Below are 23,809 nucleotides of genomic sequence, written 5' to 3'. Positions count from 1 at the left end.
CTTTTGGGTACCCGTATCTTATGATATGGGTACTCGTCTTATGTATCTCTTTTTCGTGCCGGATGGGCAGGAAGGAGAATACAAATATGTTTATCAAATCAAGAAGATGGCAGTATGCCATCACAGCGGTACTTACCGCTCTTTGTCTGACCGGAAGCAGTCAGAAGATCAGCGAAGTCAAAGCGACAGGAAATTCAACAGATACAATTGTAAAACTGGATGAAAAGCTCGGAGTGGCTCCGGGAGCAGTTCTTGCGGAGCTCCAGGCACACGAGAACGACGGTTATTACCTTGGCACACCCTATACCGGTTCCCCGTTAACACCGGGAAACTGTATGCGGCCGAACGGAGCAAATGATGGAAATGGCGGTATGAACTGTACCGGTTTTGTGGCGTATGTTCTGGAAAAATGCGGAGCGGATCTTTCGGGGATCGCGAACCGTGGATACCGGGGCGGCAAGGTGAATGCAAGCAACTGGTATCACTGGATCACGGAAAATGCCGTGGAGTATTATCATTATGATACCGTTGAAGAGCTGCTGGCGGGCGGAAAGGCCCAGAAAGGGGATGTGATCTATTTTGAACCGCGCTCCTGGGAATCGGAGGATGCGGACTGTCATATCGGATTTTTCTGGGGAAATAACGGGAAAGATAATAAGTTCTGGCATTCTTCGACGCATCCCCAGCGAGGGAATCAGATTTCGGTGCTGGAGCCCAAATGCGAATCTACCGTATATTTATTTAAGATTTCACATACAGGCGGTCTGGAAGTGAAGAAATCCTCTTCGGATGCCGGATTGGTGGAAGGGAATTCCTGCTATTCACTTGCCGGGGCAGAATTTACGCTATTTTATCAAGGAACAGAAAATGTGGCGGCGGTGATCACGACTGATGAAAGGGGCTACGGGAAGGCCGATGCTCTGCAGGAAGGGAGCTATGATATCAGAGAAACGAAAGCTCCGCAGGGGTATACCTGTAACCCGGAGTCGCAAACGATCACCGTAAAAGCAGGTGAGACAGTCTATTATACCTGTGAAGATGCTCCTTTTTACAATCCGATCGAATGGCTGCTGGAAAAGAAGGACAAAGAGAGCGGAAGCGGAAAACCACAAGGAAGCGGAAGCCTGGAAGACGCAGAATTTACAGTGCAGTATTATGATATGATATCGCAGGAAGATCCTGCAAAAGAGGGACATTCGCCGCTTCGGACATGGGTATTCAGGACGGACGCACAGGGTAAAGTGAAGATGACCGGAGCATATCAGGTCGGAGGTGATGCGCTTTATCTGGTAAATGGAGCAGGCGTTCTGCCTGTCGGTACAGTTACGATCCGAGAGACGAAGGCTCCGGAGGGTTACCGGAAGACAGATGTGGTTTTTGCTCAGGCGATTCAGCCGGAAGAAGAAAGTGCATCGGAGGCTGCATTGCATGTCTATCAGGAAACCATTGTTCCGGAGGAGATCGTGCGGGGAGATCTGGAGCTGATCAAGGTGGCTGACAGCACAATGGAACGCCTCTCTGGAATTCCTTTCCGGATCACATCTAAGACCACGCAAGAAGCACATGTCATCATTACCGACAAAAACGGTTATGCGTCTACGGCGTCAAAATGGAACCGTCATACGGTAAATACGAACCGGGGAGAGTCTGCAGAGGATGGAATCTGGTTTGGCGAAGGGAAATCCGATGATAAGAAAGGCGCGCTCCCATATGACACGTATTGCATCGAAGAACTGGAGTGTGAGAATAACAGTGACAGGATTTTACTGCCGCCTTTTGAGGTGGAGATCACGAGAGATGCTCATACCGTGAATCTGGGAACGCTTACGAATGATAAAAGACCGGTTCCGGAGATCGCGACAACGGCACTTGACGAAGAAACCCGCACTCATGAGGCTAAACCGAGGGAGGAAATGGTGCTGATTGATACGGTGTCATGGAAGAACCTCACTCCCGGGAAGGAATATACACTGAAAGGTATTCTGATGGACGCCGAAAGTGGGGAAGAACTGAAAATCGGAGAAGAGCTGGTTACGGCTGAAGCGACATTTGCGCCGGAGAAAGAAGAAGGAAGCGAAGAAATGCGCTTTGTATTTAATGCGTCCGGATTGGGAGGGAAAACGACGGTCGTGTTTGAGTATTTATATTGCGAGGGAAAATTGGTTGCTGACCATACCAATCTGGGAGATGAAGGACAGTCTGTTCATTTTGAGGAAGAGCCGGAAATTCCGGAGGAACCGGAAAAACCCGAAATACCGCAAAAACCAGAAGATATGCAGCTGGGAAAGCCGCAGCTCCCAGTGAAAACAACATCGGTTGCGACCGGTGATTCGGCAAACTTGATAGTTCTTATCCTTTGTGTGCTTCTTTCTTGCGCTGTAGTGTTGAAATGTGTTAGAATATCACGGAGAAAGTAAGTAATTTCATCTTGAAATAAAGATGAGACTCCCACCTCCATAGGTGGCGAGTTGCGGTAAGCTAGTCTTGGTGGGAGTCAAATCTTCTTCCAAGATTAAGCCTCCGGCGGATTGCAGAGGTGCGCAGATGTATTGTGTCATGCAAAGCATGACGCGCACCTCGCAGCAAGTACGCCGAGGCGTACTTGAAGATTCAACTTAATAAATGATCCAAGGAGGAATTTAATCATGGGAATGACGATGACGCAGAAGATTCTTGCGGACCATGCAGGACTGGACTTGGTTGTGGCGGGACAGCTCATTGAAGCAAAGCTGGATGTCGTGATGGCGAATGATATCACAGGTCCTATGGCGCTGCCGATTTTCAGACAGATGGCAGATAAAGTATTTGACAAAGACAAGGTGGTTCTGGTACCGGATCACTTTACACCGAATAAGGATATCAAGTCAGCAGAGAACTCCAAAGCGATTCAGGATTTCGCAAAGGAGCAGGGATTGAAATGGTATCTGGTACAGGGCAAATGTGGTGTGGAGCATGCGATCCTTCCAGAATATGGTATCGTTGCTGCCGGTGAGTGTATTATCGGGGCAGATTCACACACCTGTACATACGGAGCACTCGGAGCATTTTCAACGGGTGTGGGAACCACAGATATTTCAACAGGTATGGCGACCGGAGAACTCTGGTTCAAAGTTCCGTCAGCAATCAAGTTTGAGCTGACCGGCAAACCGGGACCGTATGTGACCGGTAAAGATGTGATCCTTCATATCATCGGCAGAATCGGGGTGGACGGAGCACTGTATAAATCCATGGAATTCATGGGTGACGGCCTGAAGTACCTGACAATGGATGACCGTTTCACGATGGCGAATATGGCAATTGAGGCCGGAGCAAAGAACGGAATCTTTATGGTTGATGAACAGACGGAAGCGTATCTGAAAGAACATACAGATAAAGAATATAAGATTTACGCACCGGATGAGGATGCCGAGTATGATGAAGTTGTTGTTGTGGATCTTTCTGAAGTCCGCCCGACGGTTGCGTTCCCGCATCTTCCGGGCAATGCGAAGACCATCGATGAGATCGAAGCGATGGAACCGATCGTGATCAACCAGGTGGTGATCGGATCCTGCACCAACGGAAGAATTTCCGATATGAGAAAAGCTGCTGCGATCCTGAAAGGACATACTGTTCATCCGGATGTGCGCGTGATGGTAGTTCCGGCTACACAGGCGGTTTATAAGCAGTGTATCAAGGAAGGACTGATCGACATTTTTATTGATGCTGGTTGCGCTGTGAACACACCGAGCTGCGGTCCTTGTATGGGAGGCCATATGGGAGTTATGGCTGCAGGGGAAAAATGTGTTTCAACTACGAACAGAAACTTTGTCGGACGTATGGGACATGTGGATTCTCTGATTTATCTGGCGTCACCGGAAGTGGCAGCAGCAAGTGCAATTGCAGGGTATATTGCAAATCCGGAGAAAGTAGGTGACAAATAATGAACGCAAAAGGACATGTATTTAAATATGGTGATAATGTAGATACGGATGTAATCATTCCGGCGAGATATCTGAATTCCTATGACGCGAAAGAGCTTGCGACGCATGCGATGGTAGATATTGATCCGACTTTTGTGGAGAGAGTACAGCCGGGCGATCTGATCGTGGCAAATAAGAATTTTGGATGTGGCTCTTCGAGAGAGCATGCACCGCTTTGCCTGAAGACGGCAGGGGTAAGCTGTGTGATCGCAGAGACCTTTGCGAGGATTTTCTACCGCAATGCGATCAATATCGGGCTTCCGATCATTGAGTGCCCGGAAGCGGCAAGAAACATTGAGGCAGGCGATGAAGTGGAAGTGGATTTTGACTCCGGCAAGATCTATAACCGTACGAAAGGAACCGAGTTCCAGGGACAGCCGTTCCCGGAATTTATGCAGAAGCTGATCGCGGCAGGCGGACTTGTGAATTATACAAATGCAAAAAAGAATCAGTAATTGAAAAAAGGTCCCGCGGGACCTTTTTTTCTTATATGACATAATCATTGCCATAGAGGGTCGTCTGTTGATCCAGAATATCCTGCAGCGTTACGCTGTCCAGATATTCGTTGACCGTTTTGTAAAGTCCCTGCCACATCGGAAGGGTGAGACATTCGCCGCAGCGCGGGCACATATTCGGTTCCTGCTCGAGACAGGAGATCGGTGCCAGGCTGCCTTCGGTGACGCGAAGAATGTCTCCCACAGTGATGGAAGAAGGTTCTTTCGCCAGCTCATATCCCCCCTGATAACCGCGGCCGGTGAGCAGAAATCCGGCACGGTTCAGCATGGGAACGATCTGTTCCAGATATTTTTTGGAGATATCCTGACGTTTGGCAATATCTTTTAATGCAACAAATCCGCAGTTCCGGTGCTGTGCCAGATCAAGGAGAAGCCGGAGTGCATAGCGTCCTTTGGTTGAGATTTTCATAGTGTTCACCTCGTCTTTATTTCTGATGTCGTGCTCCAGATAACCCGTTCTATACGGGAAAAACCATGGGAATCATGGCATCCTATATATTAACATAATACCACGTATTTACTAGGTATTCAAATGAAAAAAGCATATTGCAACTGTATTTACAAGAATAAGGAGAACGTATATAATAGTTATATGTGTTTAATTGGGCTCGGCAGGACAGAGCGTCAGATGGCGAAGTCTGTCAGAATACGGTGGAAGGTGGATCAGAATGAAAAAAGGGAGAAACGGAAATGTAGTGGATTTCGGCGCAACACTTCAGGAGTGGCCGAAAAGAATATGGGAATGGGACGAGGTGCGGGAGTGCTATCTGCCGCACCTTTCCAAGTGGAAAGAACAAGGAATGCCACTGGAGGCGATGGTATGGGTACCGGCCAAGGGATATGAGCGGGGAGCCTTTGAATATCTGGCGGCAAGATTTGACGGACAGATTATGCTTCTTTTTCCGAAGAAAGACGGAGAGGTAAAGGAGATATGTATTCCATGCAGGGATATCCTGGCTGTGCGGGAACTGCGGTATGTGTTGGACTGCAGATATCTGATCTATTATGAAATGGACGGTAAGATTGAATGCGTGGCGATGCCGTACAATGAGGCGACCCAGTATTTATTTACCCCGTTCTTAAACTGTGCATTGCAGTTGGATGAGAATTTTAATGCGGCAAGCCGGATCCGTTTGAATCCGCGGCCGGAGCATTTGCTCCATGAGGCGCATGAGCTTTACAGTTTCAGTGAGGCTGCATACAGGCTGGGAGACAAGATCGTTCATTATGAATGGGGCAGGAATTTCCAGATTACAAAGAATTTCATATTTAAAACGAAGAAAGAGTGTTCATGGATCCTCTGTGAGATGGAGGAGGGCTGGTGCATGATCGAATGCGGTGCCAACTATCATGAGACCACCTATTTATATAAGAAATATGGCAAAGTCCTGCTGGAAGAAGAAAAAAAGCTCTGGAAGATGGAGGTTGAGGAAAATGGACAGCCTTATCTGGTGCGTGATCTGAAGTATGAGACACGGAATGTGGGCAAAGAAAAATAAGGTGCAATTGTAACCTGAAAGAGAGAGACAGACGACATGAGAATTGCATTCAGAAGAAAAGAAGACGGAGCGGAGCTGGTTCGTGTGTGGAGCGAATCGGAGGTTGTCAAAGTTCCGGAAAATGTTGGAAAATATAGAATAAATTCCATTGCATCCTATGCATTTTCCAATCACAAACAGGTGGAAGATGAAGATGTGGAGTTCTTTGAAGAGGACAGCAGAGCGGAAGAATTCCAGATGCAGGATCTGCCGCTCAGATGCGGAGCCAATCTTCTGGAGATCCATCTTCCACCTACGGTGAAGGTGATCGGTAATTATGCATTTTACGGCTGCATGAATATGAAAGTCTTTCACGGAACAGACGAGATCGTGAGGATGGGAAGCGGTGTGTTCACCGGATGCCGTCTGTCGAATGTTCAAATTGATTTTTATGAGGGAGAGCGGTCCTGTCTGAAGGAAATTCTGACAGAGATCCGCTATGAGATCGTGGCGACTCTGGTTTATGGAAAAGGAAAAGAAGAACGGTTCACGAAGATCATTTTTCCGGAACATTACATGGACGCTGTGGAGAATACGCCTGCAAGGATCGTGGAGACTCATTATTACGGCTCGGGTGGAGAATACAGGGAATGTTTCTACCGCCGGGAGCTGGATTACCTGAAATACGACAGAATGTTCGCACTTTCCGGTGTGCGGGATGATGAGGCGGTTACGGTCCAGGTCGCACTTGCAAGACTGATGTATCCGGTGAAACTTGAGGATGCCGCACGCAGGCGGTATGAAACTTATATCCGGGAACATCTGACGAATCTGATAAAGGATTGTCTGAAAAAACTTGACGATCATGAGAATTATGCGCTCGGTTCACCGGTGGAGATCGTGGAATTTATCTGTCGGATGGAGTATTTTGAAAGGGATGTGCTGGAGCGGGCGATTGATCTGGCATCCCGGACCGGACAGACGGAAGTCTTAAGTATCCTGATGGATGAGAGACACCGGAGATTTCCGGTAAGAAAGAAGAAATTCGTTCTATAGAATGCAGAAGGAAAGAAGCGGAAGAATATGGAACTCAATTTGGAAGAGAATACGAAGCAGGAAGACCAGCTGGAGCAGATCGGCCGCCGGATCCTGGCGCTTTCAAGAAATGAACTGTATCTGCAGATGCGATTCCTGGATGTGGCATTGTCTTCCCTGGCGTATGTACAGGATTTTTCGGTATCGCTTGTTGCCACAGACGGGTGGAATCTGTATTTTCATCCGGGAGAGCTCGGAGGACTCTACCGGAAAAACAGGCTGGATGTAAACCGGGCTTATCTGCATGCCGTGATGCACTGCATTTTCCGTCATATGATTACGCGGAAGGGCAGGGAGAAGCTGTGGTGGAATCTGGCTTGTGACATCGTGACGGAATCCATCATTGACGGGTGGAACACACGGAATATCCGGCGTGCCAAGTCATGGCTCAGGCAGGAAACCTACCGGAAGATGCAAGGTGAGATGAAGGTGCTGACGGCGGAGAAGGTTTACGGAAGTCTGATGCGATGGGAGCTTTCAGAGAGAGAGATGCTTCGTCTTCAGGCGGAATTTACCGTTGATGATCATAAATACTGGGCTGAGGATGAGGAGAAGAACAGAAATAGTGAGCTGAATCAGAGATGGAAAGATATCAGTGAACAGATGCAGACGGAGATGGAAACATTTTCGCAGGAGACTGCCGGTGGAACGGGCCATTTTCTGGAACAGATCCGGGTGGAGAACAAGGAGCGGTATGATTACCGGAAATTTCTCAGAAAATTTGCCGTGCTGAAGGAAGAGATGACCATTGATGAGGATTCCTTTGATTATGGATTTTACAGCTATGGGCTGCGATTGTACGGAAATATGCCGCTGATTGAGCCGCAGGAGTGGAAAGAAGTCAGTAAGATCGAGGATTTTGTGATCGTGATCGATACGTCCATGTCCTGTTCCGGAGAACTGGTGAAAAAATTTCTGGAGGAGACGTATGGAATCTTAAGTGAGAACGACAGCTTCTTCCGGAAAGTCAATATCCATATTCTCCAGTGTGATGAGCAGGTGCAGACGGATCAGAAGATCACGAATAAAGAGGAACTGCGGGAGTACATGGAGCATCTGGACCTGGTCGGAGAAGGCGGTACGGATTTCAGGCCGGCATTTGAGTATATCAACCGTATGATAGAAAATCATCAGTTTGCTAGGCTGAAGGGTGTGATCTATTTTACAGACGGGCAGGGTATCTTTCCGAAACAGATGCCGCCCTATGAGACTGCATTTGTGTTTATGGAAAGGGAAGGCCTTGAGGTGGAGGTTCCGCCGTGGGCGATGAAGCTTACGATTGAGGAGGACGAATTGGAAAACTATGGACATTAAGCGAGCAAAACAGGAAATCAAGGACGCGATCGAAGCGTATTTAGTAAAGGATGAATGTGGAAAATACATGATCCCCGCTATTCATCAGCGGCCGATCCTTCTGATGGGGCCTCCGGGAATCGGAAAGACACAGATCATGGAGCAGGTGGCAAGAGAGTGCGGGATCGGCCTGGTGGCGTATACGATCACCCATCATACCCGCCAGAGCGCAGTGGGGCTGCCGTTTATTCAGAAAAAACAGTACGGAGGGAAAGAATATTCGGTGACGGAGTATACGATGAGCGAGATCATCGCGTCGGTGTATGACAAAATGGAAGTTACCGGACACAAAGAGGGAATTCTTTTCATTGATGAGATCAACTGTGTCTCTGAGACCCTGGCGCCAACGATGCTGCAGTTCCTGCAGTGCAAGACATTCGGAAATCAGAAAGTCCCGGAGGGATGGATCATCGTTGCGGCGGGCAACCCGCCTGAGTATAATAAATCGGTACGTGAATTTGATGTGGTGACCCTGGACCGTATCAAGAAAATCGATGTGGAAGAGAATTTTGATGTCTGGAAAGAATACGCCTATCAGGTGAGCGTGCATCCGGCGGTCATCTCCTATCTGGATGCAAGGCGGGAGAACTTCTACCGGATGGAGACGACGGTGGACGGGAGAATGTTTGCAACTGCCAGGGGATGGGAGGATCTCTCCCGACTGATCCAGGTGTATGAAAGACTGGGAAAAAAGGTGGACCGGGAAGTCGTGCATCAGTATATCCAGCACTGGAAGATTGCAAAAGATTTCGCAAATTATCTGGAACTCTATGTGAAATATCGGAAGGATTACGGAATTGAAAAGATTCTGGAAGGAACCTATGGGGAGGATACGCTGGAGAAGCTGAAAGTTGCTGCGTTTGATGAAAAACTGAGTGTGGTGAACCTTCTTTCCGGAAGATTGGCGGGCGCTTTTAAAGACACCTATGAAATGGATCGCTATGTATCTGCCCTGTATGAATGGCTGAAGAAATATCGTGCTTTGATCCGTGAAGTGGAGAAAGAAGGAATGTCAGAAGAACTCTATGCAAGCGGAGGAATCATCAAGACGATCTATTTTCGGGCGAAAAAGGAATTCGAAGATCAGAAAAAGGCTGAGAAGCTTGACCGGGACGGGGAGCGGTGCATGGCAAAAGTGGTGGATACACTGGAAGGCTACTGGAATTATGCCAAAGAAGAGCATCTGGCCGGCAATGAAGCGTTTGAACAGATCCGGGAGCTTTTTGCAGATGAGACCGAAAAGCGGGAGGAAATGGTCGACCATACGATGGAAATGCTGGAGCATGCGTTTGAATTCCTGGAAAAAGCATTCGGAGAGAGTCAGGAGATGGTCGTATTCGTGACGGAGCTGAATACGAATTACTACAGCATCTGGTTCCTGAAAGAGAATGACTGCGGATTGTATTATAAATACAATAAGGGACTGCTGTTCGATGAACGGCACCAGGAGATCCTGAAGCAGATGGACGAGGCGGAAGAGAGTATGGAACGAGGGATCCGGTAAGCGGAAAATCCGAGAGGATGGGATTGCCGGATCCTGCAAATGAGAAGACTGGAAGAATGGAACGTGATGCGGATTCCGGCATATAATGAAAAGGAAGGCAGATACAAGGGGCAGTTCCAAATTGCTGTGCAGAAATGAAACGAAAATCCTGAAACAGGAGAGATGGCTGCCGGACATAAGAACCGGTCGTTGGACGTTGAAATATGAGGAACGTTTTCGAAAAGGGCCGGGACTTAATTATCCGGGAGAAGTGACGGCAGAAGCCGGAACAGAAGCCATGATCCTTGAGGTGCGCTGCCTGAGCGTTTCGGTCTGGGGAAGGGCACAGGATGGCTGGCTGTGCCTGTATATGAGCGGCACCTGGTATGTGGAATAAAATTGTGGGAATAGAATCATGGACATAGAAAAAAGGCGGTTCAGAAGAGGATTTGCGAAAACTCTTTCTGAACCGCCTTTTGGGATATTCTTAATAACTGCTATTTCTGGTTGTTCTTAGCTTCAGCCAGTTTCATCGCACGAACTTTCAGCGGAAGGCCGAACAAGGTAATGAAGCCGTCTGCATCGTGGTGGTCATAAAGATCACCGGTTGTAAAGCTTGCCAGAGATTCGCTGTAAAGTGAATACGGAGAAGTTGTACCTGCTTTGATGATGTTGCCTTTGTAAAGCTTGAATTTCACTTCACCTGTCACATATTCCTGGGTGGAGGTTACGAATGCCTGAATCGCTTCACGAAGCGGAGTGAACCATTTTCCTTCGTATACTACCTGAGCAAGCTTGTTACCCATATCTTTCTTCACTTCCATGGTTGCACGGTCAAGCACCAGTTCTTCCAGCTGTGCGTGTGCTTCCATCAGAATCGTTCCGCCCGGAGTCTCATATACGCCACGGGACTTCATACCTACAACACGGTTTTCAACGATATCAACGATACCGATACCATGTTTGCCGCCAAGTGCGTTGAGCTTGCGGATGATGTCGGCTACCTTCATTTCTTCGCCGTTGATGCTTACCGGAACACCTTTTTCGAATTTCATGGTGACATACTCACCTTCGTCCGGTGCCTTTTCCGGTGTGACGCCGAGAACCAGAAGATGATCGTAGTTCGGTTCATTGGCTGGATTCTCCAGTTCCAGACCTTCGTGGCTTAAGTGCCATAAGTTACGGTCACGGCTGTAGCTGTGGCTTGCGTCAAACGGAAGATCAATGCCGTGTGCTCTGCAGTACGCGATCTCATCTTCACGGGACTGCATGGTCCATACATCGGTCATACGCCATGGAGCGATGATCTTCAGATCCGGAGCGAGTGCCTTGATTCCAAGCTCGAAACGGATCTGGTCGTTTCCTTTACCGGTAGCACCGTGGCAGATTGCGGAAGCGTTCTCTTTTCTCGCAATCTCAACCAGTTTTGCGGCAATTCCCGGACGAGCCATAGCGGTTCCGAGTAAATATTTATTTTCATAAACGGCACCTGCCTGTACACATGGCATGATGTAGTTTTCGCAGAAATCATCGGTGATATCTTCAATATATAATTTGGAAGCTCCGGCAAGTTTTGCCCTTTCATCCAGTCCGTCCAGTTCTTCGCCCTGTCCGCAGTTGATACAGCAACAGATTACTTCGTAATCAAAGGTCTCTTTTAACCATGGGATAAGTGTGGTTGTATCAAGACCACCTGAATATGCTAAAACAACTTTCTCTTTCATTCTATATTCCTCCTGATAATAAGTTCGTCGATCAAGTACAAAACACACTATACACTATGTTTTATATTTATGCAAGAAAAAAATGCAAAATCTTGAAAAAATGTGTGTTTTTATGCATGAAAATGTATAAAAACAAGTTTATATGCATTTTTGAAATCAGAGAACCGCATGTGAAAGACCTGTGTGAAAATGAAAATGATAGAAAATATGAGGCAATTTTAAAAAAAGCTTGACATTTTCCGCGTGAACGATAGAATAGAATGAAAAGAAGCAGTGTATTGCAAACGAGTAATGGAGGAGTAAGGATCATGGATTATATGCATAAAATGAATTACAATTATACTCTCATCATTACCTTCCGACCGTGTCAGCCGTATCCCTTAGGGGGATACGTATATTAATTGAACATGGACGGGATGGCGTTGTTGTTGTGCTTCTCAATCAGAGAGATTCCCTTAGAGGGATGAGTTTGACTTATTTTGCCGTAAGGAAAAAGAGTGTCAGGAGAAAAGGTATAACTATATGCGTTTTCCCCTGATTTTTTTGTACTTTTTTTATTATTTTTACATGAGTTATTATGGCAGGATTAGGAGAACGAAATGGAACTGAGACAGGAATTAAAAGATAAAAAGAGAATTGTGATTAAAGTTGGGACTTCTACAGTGACATACGAGAAGACGGGACAGATCAATCTGGAAAAGCTGGAGAAGTTTGTCCGGATTCTGATCAATATGAGAAACCGCGGGAAGGAAGTGATCGTTGTTTCATCCGGAGCAGTCGGGATTGGAAGGAACGTTCTGGGGATTACGGAAAAACCGCAGGGAGATGTCAAGCAGGCCTGTGCAGCTGTCGGGCAGGGAAGACTGATGATGATATATGAAAAGCTTTTCGCGGAATACAGTCAGTTGACGGCCTAGGTGCTGCTTACAAAGGAATCTGTATATAATGTGACCTGCAGAAATCATGCAAAACAGACATTTGAAAGATTGCTTGCTATGAATGTGATTCCGATTGTCAATGCAAATGATGCGATTTCGGTGGATGAAGACAGTTACGGGAATTTCGGGGATAATGATACGATGTCGGCAGATGTGGCGGCGCTGGTGAATGCGGATCTTCTGATTATGATGTCTGATATCGAGGGACTTTATACGGATGATCCAAGGAAGAACCCGAACGCCAGATTCGTGCATACGGTGAACAAAATTGATGCCGCACTGGAAAAGATGGGGAAAGGTGCCGGAAGTGATCTTGGTACCGGAGGAATGGCGACAAAAATCGAAGCGGCGAAGATTGCAACGGAAGCCGGGGCGGATATGGTAATCGCTAACGGTGACAATATTTACGCTATCAATGATGTGATGGCAGGAAAGAAAGTAGGTACTCTTTTTTTATCAAAGGATAGAAGATATGACGGAGAGAACGAGCTGGCACCGGAGCGGGAAGGATATAGAAGACAGATGAAGCGCAGGAGGAAGATGTGATATGGAATATATGGAACAGTTGGGAAAAAGGGCGCAGGAAGCGAAGAAAGTGGTTCAGTTTCTTGGGACAAATGAGAGAAATAAAGGACTTCTGGCGGCGGCAGATGAGCTGGAAGGCAAAGCGGCATTTATAATAGAAGAAAATAAGAAAGATATTCTGGATGCCAGAAGCAGGAATCTTCCGGAACCGCTGATCGACCGGCTGATGCTGAATGAGGAGCGGATACGGCAAATGGCGGAAGGACTCAGGCAGATTGCGGCACTTCCGGATCATTTGGGGGAAATGATTTCTATGTCAGTCAGGCCAAACGGACTTCAGATCGGGAAAAGACGTGTACCGATCGGCGTTGTGGGAATTATTTACGAGGCCAGACCGAATGTGACCGCAGATGCTTTCGGGCTTTGCCTGAAGACGGGAAATGTTGTGATTTTACGTGGAGGAAGTGATGCGTACAGGTCAAGCAGCGCCATTGCGTCCTGTTTAAGAGGAGGGCTTCATGACGCGGGGATTCCGGAAGATGCCCTTCTTCTGGTAGAAGATACGAGCAGAGAAACGGTGCGTGAGATGATGCGTCTGAATCAGTATCTGGATGTTCTTATTCCAAGAGGCGGCGCGGGACTCATCGCTTCGGTGGTGGAAAACAGTACGGTACCGGTCATCGAGACCGGAACAGGAAACTGCCATATTTACGTGGATGAATATGCAGATATACAAATGGCAGCGGATATCATCGTGAATGCCAAAACGCAGAGACTTGGAGTGTGCAATGCCTGCGAGTCGCTGGTTATCCATGAAAAGATTGCCGGGGAAGCAGTGCCGGTCATTTGCAGAAGATTGTGGGAAAAGGGAGTGGAGATCCGCGGGGATAAAAGGGTCTGTGCTCTTGAAAAGCAGGTGAAGACAGCATCCGAAGATGACTGGGGACGGGAGTATCTGGATTCCGTTATTTCGGTGAAAATGGTAAATTCGATTGAAGAAGCCGTAGAACATATTAATCGGTATAATACCGGACATTCCGAATCGATCATTACCCGCAGCTATGAGCATGCTTTGTATTTCCAGGAAAGAGTCGATGCAGCGGCTGTCTATGTCAATGCGTCTACCAGATTTACGGATGGAAATGAATTTGGTTTTGGAGCGGAAATCGGAATCAGTACGCAGAAGCTGCATGCCAGAGGGCCGATGGGGCTGGAAGCACTGACAACAACAAAATACGTGATTTTCGGGAACGGTCAGGTGCGCTGTTAGATGATCCAAAGATTTATGATAAAAGTACTTGCATAATATGCACAAATTATGTATAATTATGCAAGTACTATTTTCTTGGCTTAAAATTAAGAGAGGATAAGAAGCGCATTTTGGAAGATACTCTATGGATTTTTATTAGAGAATACTTTACTTTGAAAAACAAATGGTTTATAGTGGTTATGACTTATGCCCGGAAAGGCCGGGGATTTCAAGGTGCCGCAAGGGCATGATGAAAGGAAGGATAACATGATTAGAGCAGGAATTATCGGTTCGACCGGATATGCCGGAGGAGAACTGGTCAGAATTTTGACAGGACATAAAGATGTGGAGATCAAGTGGTTTGGCTCCAGAAGCTATATTGATAAAAAGTATGCATCCATTTACCAGAACATGTTCCAGATCGTCGATGCGGTCTGCATGGATGATAATATGGAAGAACTGGCAGAGCAGGTGGATGTAATCTTTACCGCAACACCGCAGGGACTTTGTGCATCTCTGGTAAATGAAGATATCTTATCCAAGGTAAAGATTATTGACCTGAGCGCGGACTTCCGTATTAAAGATGTGAAGGTATACGAAAAATGGTACGGAATCGAGCATAAGAGTCCTCAGTTTATTGAAGAAGCGGTATATGGATTGTGCGAGATCAATCGTGAGGATATTAAGAAGGCGAGACTGGTGGCAAATCCGGGATGTTATACGACCTGTTCGATCCTGACGGCATATCCGCTTGCCAAAGAAGGGCTGATCGATATGGATACACTGATCATCGACGCGAAATCCGGAACTTCCGGAGCGGGAAGAGGGGCAAAGGTTCCGAATCTCTTCTGTGAAGTCAATGAGAACATGAAGGCCTATGGCGTTGCGTCCCATCGACATACGCCTGAGATCGAAGAGCAGCTTGGATATGCATGTAATAAGGAAGTTGTTCTGAATTTTACGCCGCATCTCGTACCGATGAACCGCGGAATTCTGGCGACGGAATACGCAAAGCTTACAAGAGAAGTTTCCTATGAAGAAGTGAAGGCCATCTATGATACATATTACGGCAGTGAGAAATTTATCCGTGTCCTTGATAAGGATGTGTGCCCGGAGACCAAATGGGTGGAGGGAAGCAACTACGTGGACATCGGATTTAAGATCGATCCGAGAACGAACCGGATCATCATGATGGGAGCCATTGATAATCTGGTGAAAGGAGCAGCGGGACAGGCAGTACAGAATATGAATCTTGTGTTCGGACTTCCGGAAGATGAGGGATTGAATCTGGTACCGATGTTCCCGTAAAGGAGTTACATATGACAATTCGAGAGATGACGATAGAAGATTATGACCAGGTCTACGCATTGTGGATGAAGATCAAAGGATTCGGGATCCGGAGCATTGATGATTCCCGTGAAGGAATCGAGCGTTTCCTGCGAAGAAATCCTACGACCAGTGTGGTTGCCGAGAAGGACGGGAAAATCGTAGGCGGAATCCTGTGCGGTCACGACGGACGGCGCGGATGTTTCTATCATGTCTGCGTGGATCCGGAGTACCGAAGGCATGGCATCGGCAAAAGCATGGTAATCTTTGCCATGGAAGCGCTGAAAAAAGAACAGATCAATAAAGTTTCCCTGATCGCATTTACGAAGAACGATATCGGAAATGCATTCTGGAATACGATCGGGTGGACGAAGAGAGAAGATCTGAATTATTATGATTTTACTTTGAATGAAAAGAATATTACGGCATTTATTGAAGATAAGTAGTGTGGAGGAATAAATTATGAAGATAATTACCGGCGGAGTTACCGCAGCAAAAGGATTTGAGGCAGCAGCAACAGCAGCAAAGATCAAATATCAGGATCGTACCGATATGGCGATGATCTACAGTCAGGTTCCATGTGTATGCGCAGGAACATTTACCACGAATGTGGTGAAGGCAGCGTGTGTGAAATGGGATCAGCAAGTTGTGGCAGGAGGACAGAAGGCGCAGGCCGTGATCGTGAATTCCGGAATCGCCAATGCATGCACCGGCGCGGAAGGATTCGGATATTGCAAGGAGACCGCAGATGCGGCTGCAGAAGCACTGGGAATCAGTGCGGATGGTGTTCTGATCGGTTCGACCGGTGTGATCGGAAAACAGCTTCCGATCGACCGCATCAAAGCAGGCGTGAAAGCGCTGGCACAAAAGAAAAATACGTCTCTGGAAAATGGCACAGAGGCTGCCAAAGCGATCATGACCACCGACACCTGCGAGAAACAGATTGCAGTGGAAATTGAAGTGGGCGGCAAGACGGTCACGATCGGCGGTATGGCAAAGGGCTCCGGCATGATCCATCCGAATATGTGCACCATGCTCAGCTTTATCACGACCGATGCCGTGATCACGAAGGAAGCACTGCAGAAAGCGCTCAGTGACGATGTAAATGATACTTATAATATGATTTCCGTTGACGGGGATACTTCCACCAATGATACGGTGGTTCTTCTGGCAAACGGATTGGCTGAAAATGAAGAAATCACGGTGGATTCTCCGGACTATCCGGTATTTTACGAGGCGCTTCACACGATCAATGAATACCTTGCAAAGAAAATGGCCGGAGACGGAGAAGGCGCAACCGCATTGTTTGAAGTTCAGGTAGTAGGCGCTGACACGAAGGAAACTGCAAAAATACTTGCAAAATCCATTGTCTGCTCCAATCTGACGAAGACCGCAATCGCCGGACACGACGCGAACTGGGGACGTATTCTGTGTGCAATGGGATATTCGGGAGCACAGTTCGATCCGGAAAAAGTGGATCTGTTCTTTGAAAGCCAGGCGGGAAGAATTCAGATCATTGAAGACGGAACCGCAGTGGATTACAGTGAGGAGAAAGCAACCGAGATCCTCTCCCAGCCGGAAGTGAAGGCAATTGCCGATATTAAGATGGGAAATGAAAGTGCGACTGCCTGGGGATGCGATCTGACTTATGATTACATCAAAATCAACGCAGATTACAGAAGCTAAAGACGGAACAGTTCAAACGGAGGAATGAGTCATGAACCAGAATATGCAGAAATATCTGGACAAGGCAGAGGTGCTGATCGAGGCGCTGCCATATATCCAGCGTTTTAACCGTAAAATTATTGTTGTAAAATATGGTGGCAGTGCCATGATTGATGAAGAATTGCAGCAGAACGTGATCAAAGACGTTACTCTGCTGAAACTGACCGGATTCAAACCGATCATTGTCCACGGCGGAGGAAAAGAGATCAGCCGCTGGGTCGGAAAGGTCGGCATGGAACCGAAATTTATCAACGGACTCCGCGTGACGGATGAAGATACCATGGAAGTTGCGGAGATGGTCCTGAATAAAGTGAATAAGAATCTGGTGCGAATGGTAGAGGAACTGGGCGTTCGTGCAATCGGAATCAGCGGAAAAGACGGGGCGCTTCTGAAGGTGGAGAAGAAATATTCCAACGGTGAAGATATCGGGTTTGTAGGTGATATCAAATCCGTCAATGCAGACATTCTCTTTGATCTTCTGGAGAAGGATTTTCTTCCGATCGTCTGCCCGATCGGACTGGATGATGACTATAATACATACAACATCAATGCAGATGATGCGGCCTATGCGATCGCGAAGGCGGTTCATGCGGAAAAGCTGGCATTCCTCTCTGATATCGACGGAGTTTACCGGGATTTCGAGGATAAGACATCGCTCGTTTCGCATCTGACTGTAGACGAGGCGCGGGAACTGATCGAGAGCGGCGGCATCACGGGCGGTATGATCCCAAAGCTTCAGAACTGCATCGGTGCTATTGAAAATGGAGTTTCCAGGGTGCATATTCTGGACGGAAGGATTCCGCACTGTCTGCTTCTTGAGATTTTTACCAAGAAAGGTATCGGAACGGCAATCTTAAAAGACAACGATCCGGATTAATTCAACGATCCGGTGGGAAGGAAAGAAGGAGAATATATGGAGAATCAATATATACAGGATACAGAACAGGGACTTTTGAAGACCTATAATCGTTTCCCGGTCGTTCTGGATCATGGAGAAGGTATGTACCTCTATGATACAGACGGAAAGAAATATCTGGATTTTGCTGCAGGAATCGCAGTCTGTGGTCTGGGATACGGAAATCAGGAATTCGGGAACGCAATCAAATCACAGGTTGATAAACTGCTCCACACATCCAATCTTTATTATAATACTACATGCGGAGAGGCTGCCAGGGAACTGAAGAGAGTATCCCAGATGGATCGAGTCTTCTTCACCAACAGCGGAACAGAGGCTGTGGAAGGAGCACTGAAAGCGGCGCGGAAATATGCTTATGAGAAAAAAAGCGGACGTTATGAATTTATCGCAATGGAAGATGCATTCCACGGAAGAAGTATCGGGGCGGTTTCCGTAACCGGACACAAAGAATACCGGGAACCATTTGAACCGATGCTGCCGGGCGTTTCTTTTGCGACATTCAATGATCTGGACAGTGTGAAAGCACTGGTAAGTGAAAAGACATGTGCGATCATCATGGAGACGATCCAGGGAGAGGGCGGTATCAATCCGGCCACACCGGAATTCCTGAACGGGGTTCGTAAAATCTGTGATGAAAATGATATTCTGCTGATCCTGGATGAAATCCAGTGCGGAATGGGACGGAGTGGTTCGTATTTCGCATGGCAGCAGATGGGTGTGAAGCCGGATATCATGACGATGGCGAAAGCAATCGGAAATGGAATTCCGGTGGGAGCGTTTGCCATGACGGAAAAAGTGGCACAGCATTCGCTGAAGCCTGGGGATCACGGGACAACATACGGCGGCAATCCGCTGGCATGTATGGCGGTCAAGACGGTCATTGATATATTTGAAAAGGAAGATCTGATTGGACACGTCAATGAAATCGCGCCGTATCTGACTGAGAAGCTGGAAGAAGTTGTATCGGAATTCGACTGTGCGGTCAAAGTAAAAGGAAAAGGTCTGATTCAGGGACTTCAGATTACGAAACCGACCGGGGAAGTGACGAAAAAAGCGCTGGAGGAAGGGCTCCTCATCATCTCAGCCGGACAGAATGTACTCCGTGTGATTCCGCCTCTGATCGTGGAGAAGGAACACATTGATGAGATGATCGAAAAACTGAAAAAAGCATTGGCTTAAGACGCATAATAACCCGGTCATCGGGCATACTCTTAGAAGAAAAAACTGGGAGGAAGAACGATGACCGGGTTTCTGATTGCCCTGATTTCCGGGGCGCTTATGAGTGTACAGGGAGTATTTAACACACAGGTGACAAAGACTACGGGGATGTGGGTCAGCAATGCATGGGTGCAGCTGAGCGCCTTTGCACTGTGTTTTGTGATGTGGCTGATCATGGGAAGGGACAGCGTTGCTTCGATTGCGAAGGTGGAGCCGAAATATGTACTGCTGGGAGGTGTGATCGGTGCCGGGATCACCTGGACGGTCATTAAGAGTATGGAACAGCTCGGGCCTGCAAAGGCGGCACTTTTGATCGTAGTTTCACAGCTTATTGTGGCGTATCTGATCGAGCTTCTGGGGCTGTTCGGAGTGGAAAAATCACCTTTGGACTGGAAAAAGGTGGGCGGAATGGCGCTGGCACTGATCGGGGTTGCGATTTTTCAACTGGCAGGAAAATGATAAAATGGAAATAGCGGTTGAGTTTTTCATGGAAATTCGTTACAATAATCTTGTCTTAGCTGCAGATACATTCTTCCCTCAGACCTGGAGGGAAGAAATGTATGGCGAGGGGTCGCGGCTCTGCATGGAAATGGAGAGAGAATGAGGCAGAAAAGACAAAGAGTGTATCGAAGATTTGCAATTATGATTCTATACTTCTGCTGTATATTTGCGGGATGCAGCAGGGAAGAAGCGTTTGCCGAAGTCGAGATTACAAAACAGGAAGCAGACGAGAAAGTCCCGGAAGAAAGCGAAGAGACGAAAGAGACGGAACAAGAACCGATCTGGGTCTATGTCTGTGGACAGGTAGTGTGTCCCGGAGTCTATGAACTGAAGAATGGTGACCGCGTGTATCAGGCCATAGATGCGGCGGGCGGTTTTACAGAAGCGGCGAGCCGGGAGTTCTGGAATCAGGCCGAGATTCTGTCGGACGGGCAGAAGATCTATGTACCGACGAAGGAAGAAACGGAACAATCCGGTTCTGCCACAGAAAAAGGGACAATGGATGCCGGGAAAAGCGAAGATGGAAGAGTGAATCTCAACACGGCATCGAAGCAGGAACTCACATCTCTGAGCGGGATTGGTGAATCGCGGGCAGAGGCCATCATCCGTTATCGCGAAGAAAACGGTGGATTTCAAAGCATAGAAGAGATCAAAAAAATAGAGGGAATAAAAGAAGGCATTTTTGAGAAGATCAAAAATGACATTACAGTAAATTAAGGGAGCAGCAGTATGGGCAGAAAAGTGTTGGTAGTGGATGACGAAAAATTAATCGTGAAAGGAATTCGTTACAGTCTGGAGCAGGATGATATGGAAGTGGATGCCGCCTACGACGGTGAAGAGGCGCTGGAGATGGCAAGAAGGAAAGCGTATGATATCATTTTGCTGGATGTCATGCTTCCCAAGTGTGACGGATTTGAAGTGTGCAGGCAGATCCGGGAGTTCTCGGATGTTCCGATCGTGATGCTCACTGCAAAAGGAGAGGATATGGACAAGATCCTCGGGTTGGAATACGGAGCTGACGATTACATAACGAAACCATTCAATATACTTGAGGTCAAGGCAAGGATCAAGGCAATCATGCGCCGTACGGGGAAAAGAGAAGGAAGCACGGTGGCATCGAAGATGATCGTGAAAGGGGATCTCAGGATCGATTGCGAGAGCCGGAGAGTATTTTCCGGAGAGAAGGAACTGAACCTGACTGCAAAAGAATTCGATCTTCTGGAACTTCTTGCGATGAATCCGAATAAGGTGTACAGCAGAGAGAATCTTTTGAATATTGTCTGGGGATATGAATACCCGGGAGATGCACGTACGGTGGATGTCCATATCCGGAGACTGCGCGAGAAGATTGAAGTGAATCCGAGTGACCCGAAATATGTCTATACGAAGTGGGGAGTTGGTTATTATTTCAGGGGTTAAATTAAAATTTGTACCAAAGTTTTTAAAAAGTCTGCGAGTGCGCATTGTACTGCTTTTGGGGATTTGCACAATTCTGACGTGCCTGTTCTTAAAAGGGGCGATTTTGGAAAGCTATGAACAGAGACTGGTATCTGTGCGCACTTCAGAGATTCAGAATCAGTGTACGATTCTGGGCAATCAGTTAATCAATTTTAATTATCTGGAACATACAGATTCCGAGGTTATCAATGCTGAGCTTGCGCAGCTGTCCAATATTGTCAGCGGACGGGTCATGGTCATCAATGATGAATTCCGTATCGTAAAAGATACATATAATCTGGATGAAGGGAAGACGATCATATCTACGGATGTGGTGCGCTGTCTTCGCGGAGAGCAGAGCAACAATTATGATGAAAAGAACCGCTATATCGAGGTGGCGACGCCGATCGTGAGTTCCGGGGACAGGCGTGTTCCCGGCATGATGCTGGTCAGTGTGTCCACCGATTCGATCCGGGATGAACTGGCGGCTTTGGAGAGCAAGGCGTATCTTGCATCTCTGACGATCTTCCTGATCGTCCTTCTTGCCGCAGGATTATCGGCTTCTTTTCTGGTGCGTCCGCTTACAAGGATGTCAAAGACGATCGAGGAAATGGCATCCGGATACGGAGATAATTACCTTCATGAAGATGCATACAATGAGACGGAGAAGATCTCACTGGCATTTAACAGGCTGTGGGACCGCTATAAGCTGCTGGATGCTTCCAGGGAAGAATTTGTGGCCAATGTCTCTCACGAACTGAAGACACCGCTGACATCCATGAAGGTTCTGTCAGATTCACTTCTTGCACAGCCGGATGTGCCGGTGGAGCTGTATCAGGAGTTTATGGGAGACCTCTCAGAAGAGATTGAGCGGGAAAATAAAATCATCAATGATCTTTTGGAACTGGTTAAGATGGACAAAAAAGGCGCCGGCCTGAACGTGCAGAGCCAGAATATCAACGAGCTGGTGGAGCGGATTCTGAAAAGGCTGCGTCCTCTGGCGGCACGCCAGAATGTGGAACTGGTGTATGAGAGCTTTCGCTCTGTTACGGCAGAGGTGGATGAAGTGAAATTTTCGCTTGCGCTTTCCAATCTGGTTGAAAATGCAATCAAGTATAACAGGGAGAACGGCTGGGTTCATGTTGAGCTGAATGCGGATCACAAGTATTTCTATCTGAAAGTTGCGGATTCCGGAATCGGAATTCCGAAAGAGGATACCGAGCATATATTCGAACGGTTTTACCGGGTGGACAAGTCGCATTCCAGAGAAATCGGAGGGACCGGACTGGGCCTTTCTATAGCCCGCAACGCGGTGATCATGCACAGAGGAGCGATTAAGGTGCACAGCGAGCCGGGAGAGGGGACGACATTTACGGTCAGGATCCCGCTCACCTACATTGCCCAGTAGAGAGGCAGTGGGAAACAGAAAGAAGTGGATGGAAATGAGAAGAAGGAAGAAAATCATTTTGTATGTCGCCCTTGTCCTGGGTATTCTGGCATCGGCCGGGTGCAAAAGGAAGGATGAGGCGGATTCTCCGTATAAGCTGTACCGGATCAACCAGGATGGCACCGGTCTTGTGGAGACGGCGTACCAGGGAGAGACGGAAGATAGTGATAAAGCGGTGAACGAGATGATCGAAGATCTGAAGGCGGCAGATGACTCGATTGAAGAGCAGCCGGCGATCCCGAATGATGTTGATCTGGAGCGCTATGTCCTTGAAGACGAGAAGCTGCTGCTTTATTTTAACGAAGCGTATGCGGACATGGATCCGGTTCAGGAAGTGCTCTGTCGGGCGGCACTGGTACGTTCCCTTACGCAGATTGACGAGGTGGATCAGGTTGCGTTCTATGTGGATGAGAAACCGCTTGCGAACCGCTCGGGAGAAGAATACGGATTCCTCCAGGCCGAAGATTTTGTCCAGAATACAGGATCGGCGATCAATTCTTTTCAGGACACGGTATTGACCCTGTATTTTGCAAACAGTGACGGCTCTGCGCTGGTGAAAGAAGAGATGGATGTCCGTTACAATTCGAATCAGGCGAAGGAAAGAGTCATTGTGGAGAAGCTGATCAAAGGTCCCACAGGCAATGATCTGCAGGCCACGATCCCGAAAGGGACAAAGCTCCTTGGCACTTCGATCAAAGACGGGATCTGTTATCTGAATTTTAATGAAGGTCTGAAGAATACGACGCCGGGCGTGCAGCCGGAGACGGTGATCTACTCGATCGTAAATTCCGTGACGGAGTGTAGTTCGGTAAGTCGTGTTCAGATTGCGATTAACGGTGACAGCAATGTCATGTTCCAGGAAAGTATCAAACTGAGTGAGCCTCTTAGCAGAAATCTGGATATTGTGGAGGAAAAATAAC

General features: G+C 47.5%; 22 protein-coding genes and 1 pseudogene. 21 read left to right on the top strand and 2 right to left on the bottom strand.

The window, feature by feature from the left end:
• The first annotated feature begins 86 nt into the window (after positions 1–86).
• The 3 genes from ACTNBF_RS00745 (at position 87) to ACTNBF_RS00735 (ending at position 4,414) form a co-directional block, all read left to right on the top strand.
• The gene (locus tag ACTNBF_RS00745) at positions 87–2,417 is read left to right on the top strand and encodes a VaFE repeat-containing surface-anchored protein (protein WP_441088591.1); all 2,331 of its coding nucleotides are present in this window, start codon (positions 87–89) and stop codon (positions 2,415–2,417) included.
• A gap of 228 nt (positions 2,418–2,645) precedes the next feature.
• Positions 2,646–3,920, top strand: a complete 1,275-nt coding sequence (gene leuC, locus ACTNBF_RS00740; RefSeq protein WP_427805494.1) for a 3-isopropylmalate dehydratase large subunit — start codon at positions 2,646–2,648, stop codon at positions 3,918–3,920.
• A complete protein-coding gene (locus ACTNBF_RS00735) occupies positions 3,920–4,414 on the top strand; it encodes a 3-isopropylmalate dehydratase small subunit (protein WP_427805495.1) in 495 nt (164 codons plus the stop codon). The genes leuC and ACTNBF_RS00735 overlap by 1 nt, the downstream gene beginning before the upstream one ends.
• A 31-nt stretch (positions 4,415–4,445) precedes the next feature.
• Here ACTNBF_RS00735 and ACTNBF_RS00730 read toward each other — a convergent pair whose 3' ends face one another.
• Positions 4,446–4,883 (bottom strand): RrF2 family transcriptional regulator, encoded by a 438-nt coding sequence (locus tag ACTNBF_RS00730; RefSeq protein WP_427805496.1) that lies wholly within the window; start codon positions 4,881–4,883, stop codon positions 4,446–4,448.
• A 259-nt stretch (positions 4,884–5,142) separates the two neighbouring features.
• Here ACTNBF_RS00730 and ACTNBF_RS00725 point away from each other — a divergent pair, with 259 nt between their 5' ends.
• The 5 genes from ACTNBF_RS00725 (at position 5,143) to ACTNBF_RS00705 (ending at position 10,280) form a co-directional block, all read left to right on the top strand.
• Complete coding sequence (locus ACTNBF_RS00725; RefSeq protein WP_427805497.1) at positions 5,143–5,973, top strand: hypothetical protein; 831 nt, start codon at positions 5,143–5,145, stop codon at positions 5,971–5,973.
• A gap of 36 nt (positions 5,974–6,009) precedes the next feature.
• A complete protein-coding gene (locus ACTNBF_RS00720; protein ID WP_427805498.1) occupies positions 6,010–7,008 on the top strand; it encodes a leucine-rich repeat protein in 999 nt (332 codons plus the stop codon).
• A gap of 27 nt (positions 7,009–7,035) precedes the next feature.
• A complete protein-coding gene (locus ACTNBF_RS00715) occupies positions 7,036–8,361 on the top strand; it encodes a vWA domain-containing protein (RefSeq protein WP_441016939.1) in 1,326 nt (441 codons plus the stop codon).
• Positions 8,351–9,904, top strand: a complete 1,554-nt coding sequence (locus ACTNBF_RS00710) for an ATP-binding protein (RefSeq protein ID WP_427819067.1) — start codon at positions 8,351–8,353, stop codon at positions 9,902–9,904. The genes ACTNBF_RS00715 and ACTNBF_RS00710 overlap by 11 nt, the downstream gene beginning before the upstream one ends.
• An 85-nt stretch (positions 9,905–9,989) precedes the next feature.
• On the top strand, positions 9,990–10,280 hold the full coding sequence (locus tag ACTNBF_RS00705; protein WP_441016936.1) for a hypothetical protein: 291 nt from the start codon (positions 9,990–9,992) through the stop codon (positions 10,278–10,280).
• Positions 10,281–10,380: 100 nt separating this feature from the next.
• Here ACTNBF_RS00705 and ACTNBF_RS00700 read toward each other — a convergent pair whose 3' ends face one another.
• On the bottom strand, positions 10,381–11,607 hold the full coding sequence (locus ACTNBF_RS00700; protein ID WP_427805502.1) for an argininosuccinate synthase: 1,227 nt from the start codon (positions 11,605–11,607) through the stop codon (positions 10,381–10,383).
• Between the two features lie 599 nt (positions 11,608–12,206).
• Here ACTNBF_RS00700 and proB point away from each other — a divergent pair.
• The 13 genes and pseudogenes from proB (at position 12,207) to ACTNBF_RS00635 (ending at position 23,808) form a co-directional block, all read left to right on the top strand.
• Positions 12,207–13,091 (top strand): annotated as a pseudogene (gene proB, locus ACTNBF_RS00695) (glutamate 5-kinase).
• A 1-nt stretch (position 13,092) separates the two neighbouring features.
• Positions 13,093–14,340 carry a glutamate-5-semialdehyde dehydrogenase gene (locus ACTNBF_RS00690; protein WP_441024585.1) on the top strand — a complete coding sequence of 416 codons (1,248 nt, stop codon included), beginning with the start codon at positions 13,093–13,095 and terminating at the stop codon, positions 14,338–14,340.
• Positions 14,341–14,586: 246 nt separating this feature from the next.
• A complete protein-coding gene (argC, locus tag ACTNBF_RS00685) occupies positions 14,587–15,627 on the top strand; it encodes an N-acetyl-gamma-glutamyl-phosphate reductase (RefSeq protein ID WP_427819065.1) in 1,041 nt (346 codons plus the stop codon).
• 11 nt (positions 15,628–15,638) lie between these two features.
• Positions 15,639–16,091 (top strand): GNAT family N-acetyltransferase, encoded by a 453-nt coding sequence (locus ACTNBF_RS00680; protein ID WP_427819064.1) that lies wholly within the window; start codon positions 15,639–15,641, stop codon positions 16,089–16,091.
• A gap of 16 nt (positions 16,092–16,107) precedes the next feature.
• Positions 16,108–17,331: a bifunctional glutamate N-acetyltransferase/amino-acid acetyltransferase ArgJ gene (gene argJ / locus ACTNBF_RS00675; protein WP_427805676.1), complete on the top strand. Its 1,224-nt coding sequence runs from the start codon at positions 16,108–16,110 to the stop codon at positions 17,329–17,331.
• A gap of 31 nt (positions 17,332–17,362) precedes the next feature.
• Positions 17,363–18,247 carry an acetylglutamate kinase gene (gene argB, locus ACTNBF_RS00670; protein ID WP_427805507.1) on the top strand — a complete coding sequence of 295 codons (885 nt, stop codon included), beginning with the start codon at positions 17,363–17,365 and terminating at the stop codon, positions 18,245–18,247.
• A gap of 36 nt (positions 18,248–18,283) precedes the next feature.
• Entirely contained in the window at positions 18,284–19,465 is a 1,182-nt protein-coding gene (locus ACTNBF_RS00665; protein ID WP_427805508.1) for an aspartate aminotransferase family protein, read from the top strand.
• 60 nt (positions 19,466–19,525) lie between these two features.
• Entirely contained in the window at positions 19,526–19,963 is a 438-nt protein-coding gene (locus ACTNBF_RS00660; protein ID WP_427805509.1) for a DMT family transporter, read from the top strand.
• Between the two features lie 4 nt (positions 19,964–19,967).
• The gene (locus tag ACTNBF_RS00655; RefSeq protein ID WP_427819062.1) at positions 19,968–20,108 is read left to right on the top strand and encodes a hypothetical protein; all 141 of its coding nucleotides are present in this window, start codon (positions 19,968–19,970) and stop codon (positions 20,106–20,108) included.
• Positions 20,105–20,722 (top strand): helix-hairpin-helix domain-containing protein, encoded by a 618-nt coding sequence (locus ACTNBF_RS00650; protein ID WP_427819061.1) that lies wholly within the window; start codon positions 20,105–20,107, stop codon positions 20,720–20,722. Before ACTNBF_RS00655 ends, ACTNBF_RS00650 begins: the two co-directional genes overlap by 4 nt.
• Before the next feature lie 12 nt (positions 20,723–20,734).
• Complete coding sequence (locus tag ACTNBF_RS00645) at positions 20,735–21,424, top strand: response regulator transcription factor (RefSeq protein WP_427805511.1); 690 nt, start codon at positions 20,735–20,737, stop codon at positions 21,422–21,424.
• Positions 21,381–22,850 carry a sensor histidine kinase gene (locus tag ACTNBF_RS00640; RefSeq protein ID WP_441088590.1) on the top strand — a complete coding sequence of 490 codons (1,470 nt, stop codon included), beginning with the start codon at positions 21,381–21,383 and terminating at the stop codon, positions 22,848–22,850. The genes ACTNBF_RS00645 and ACTNBF_RS00640 overlap by 44 nt, the downstream gene beginning before the upstream one ends.
• Before the next feature lie 34 nt (positions 22,851–22,884).
• Positions 22,885–23,808 carry a GerMN domain-containing protein gene (locus tag ACTNBF_RS00635; RefSeq protein ID WP_427805513.1) on the top strand — a complete coding sequence of 308 codons (924 nt, stop codon included), beginning with the start codon at positions 22,885–22,887 and terminating at the stop codon, positions 23,806–23,808.
• The last annotated feature ends 1 nt before the right edge of the window (position 23,809 follow it).

The sequence above is a fragment of the Bariatricus sp. HCP28S3_A4 genome (assembly GCF_052066395.1).
In the GTDB taxonomy this organism is placed as follows: domain Bacteria; phylum Bacillota; class Clostridia; order Lachnospirales; family Lachnospiraceae; genus Allocoprococcus.
This window is presented reverse-complemented; position numbering and strand designations above follow the sequence as displayed.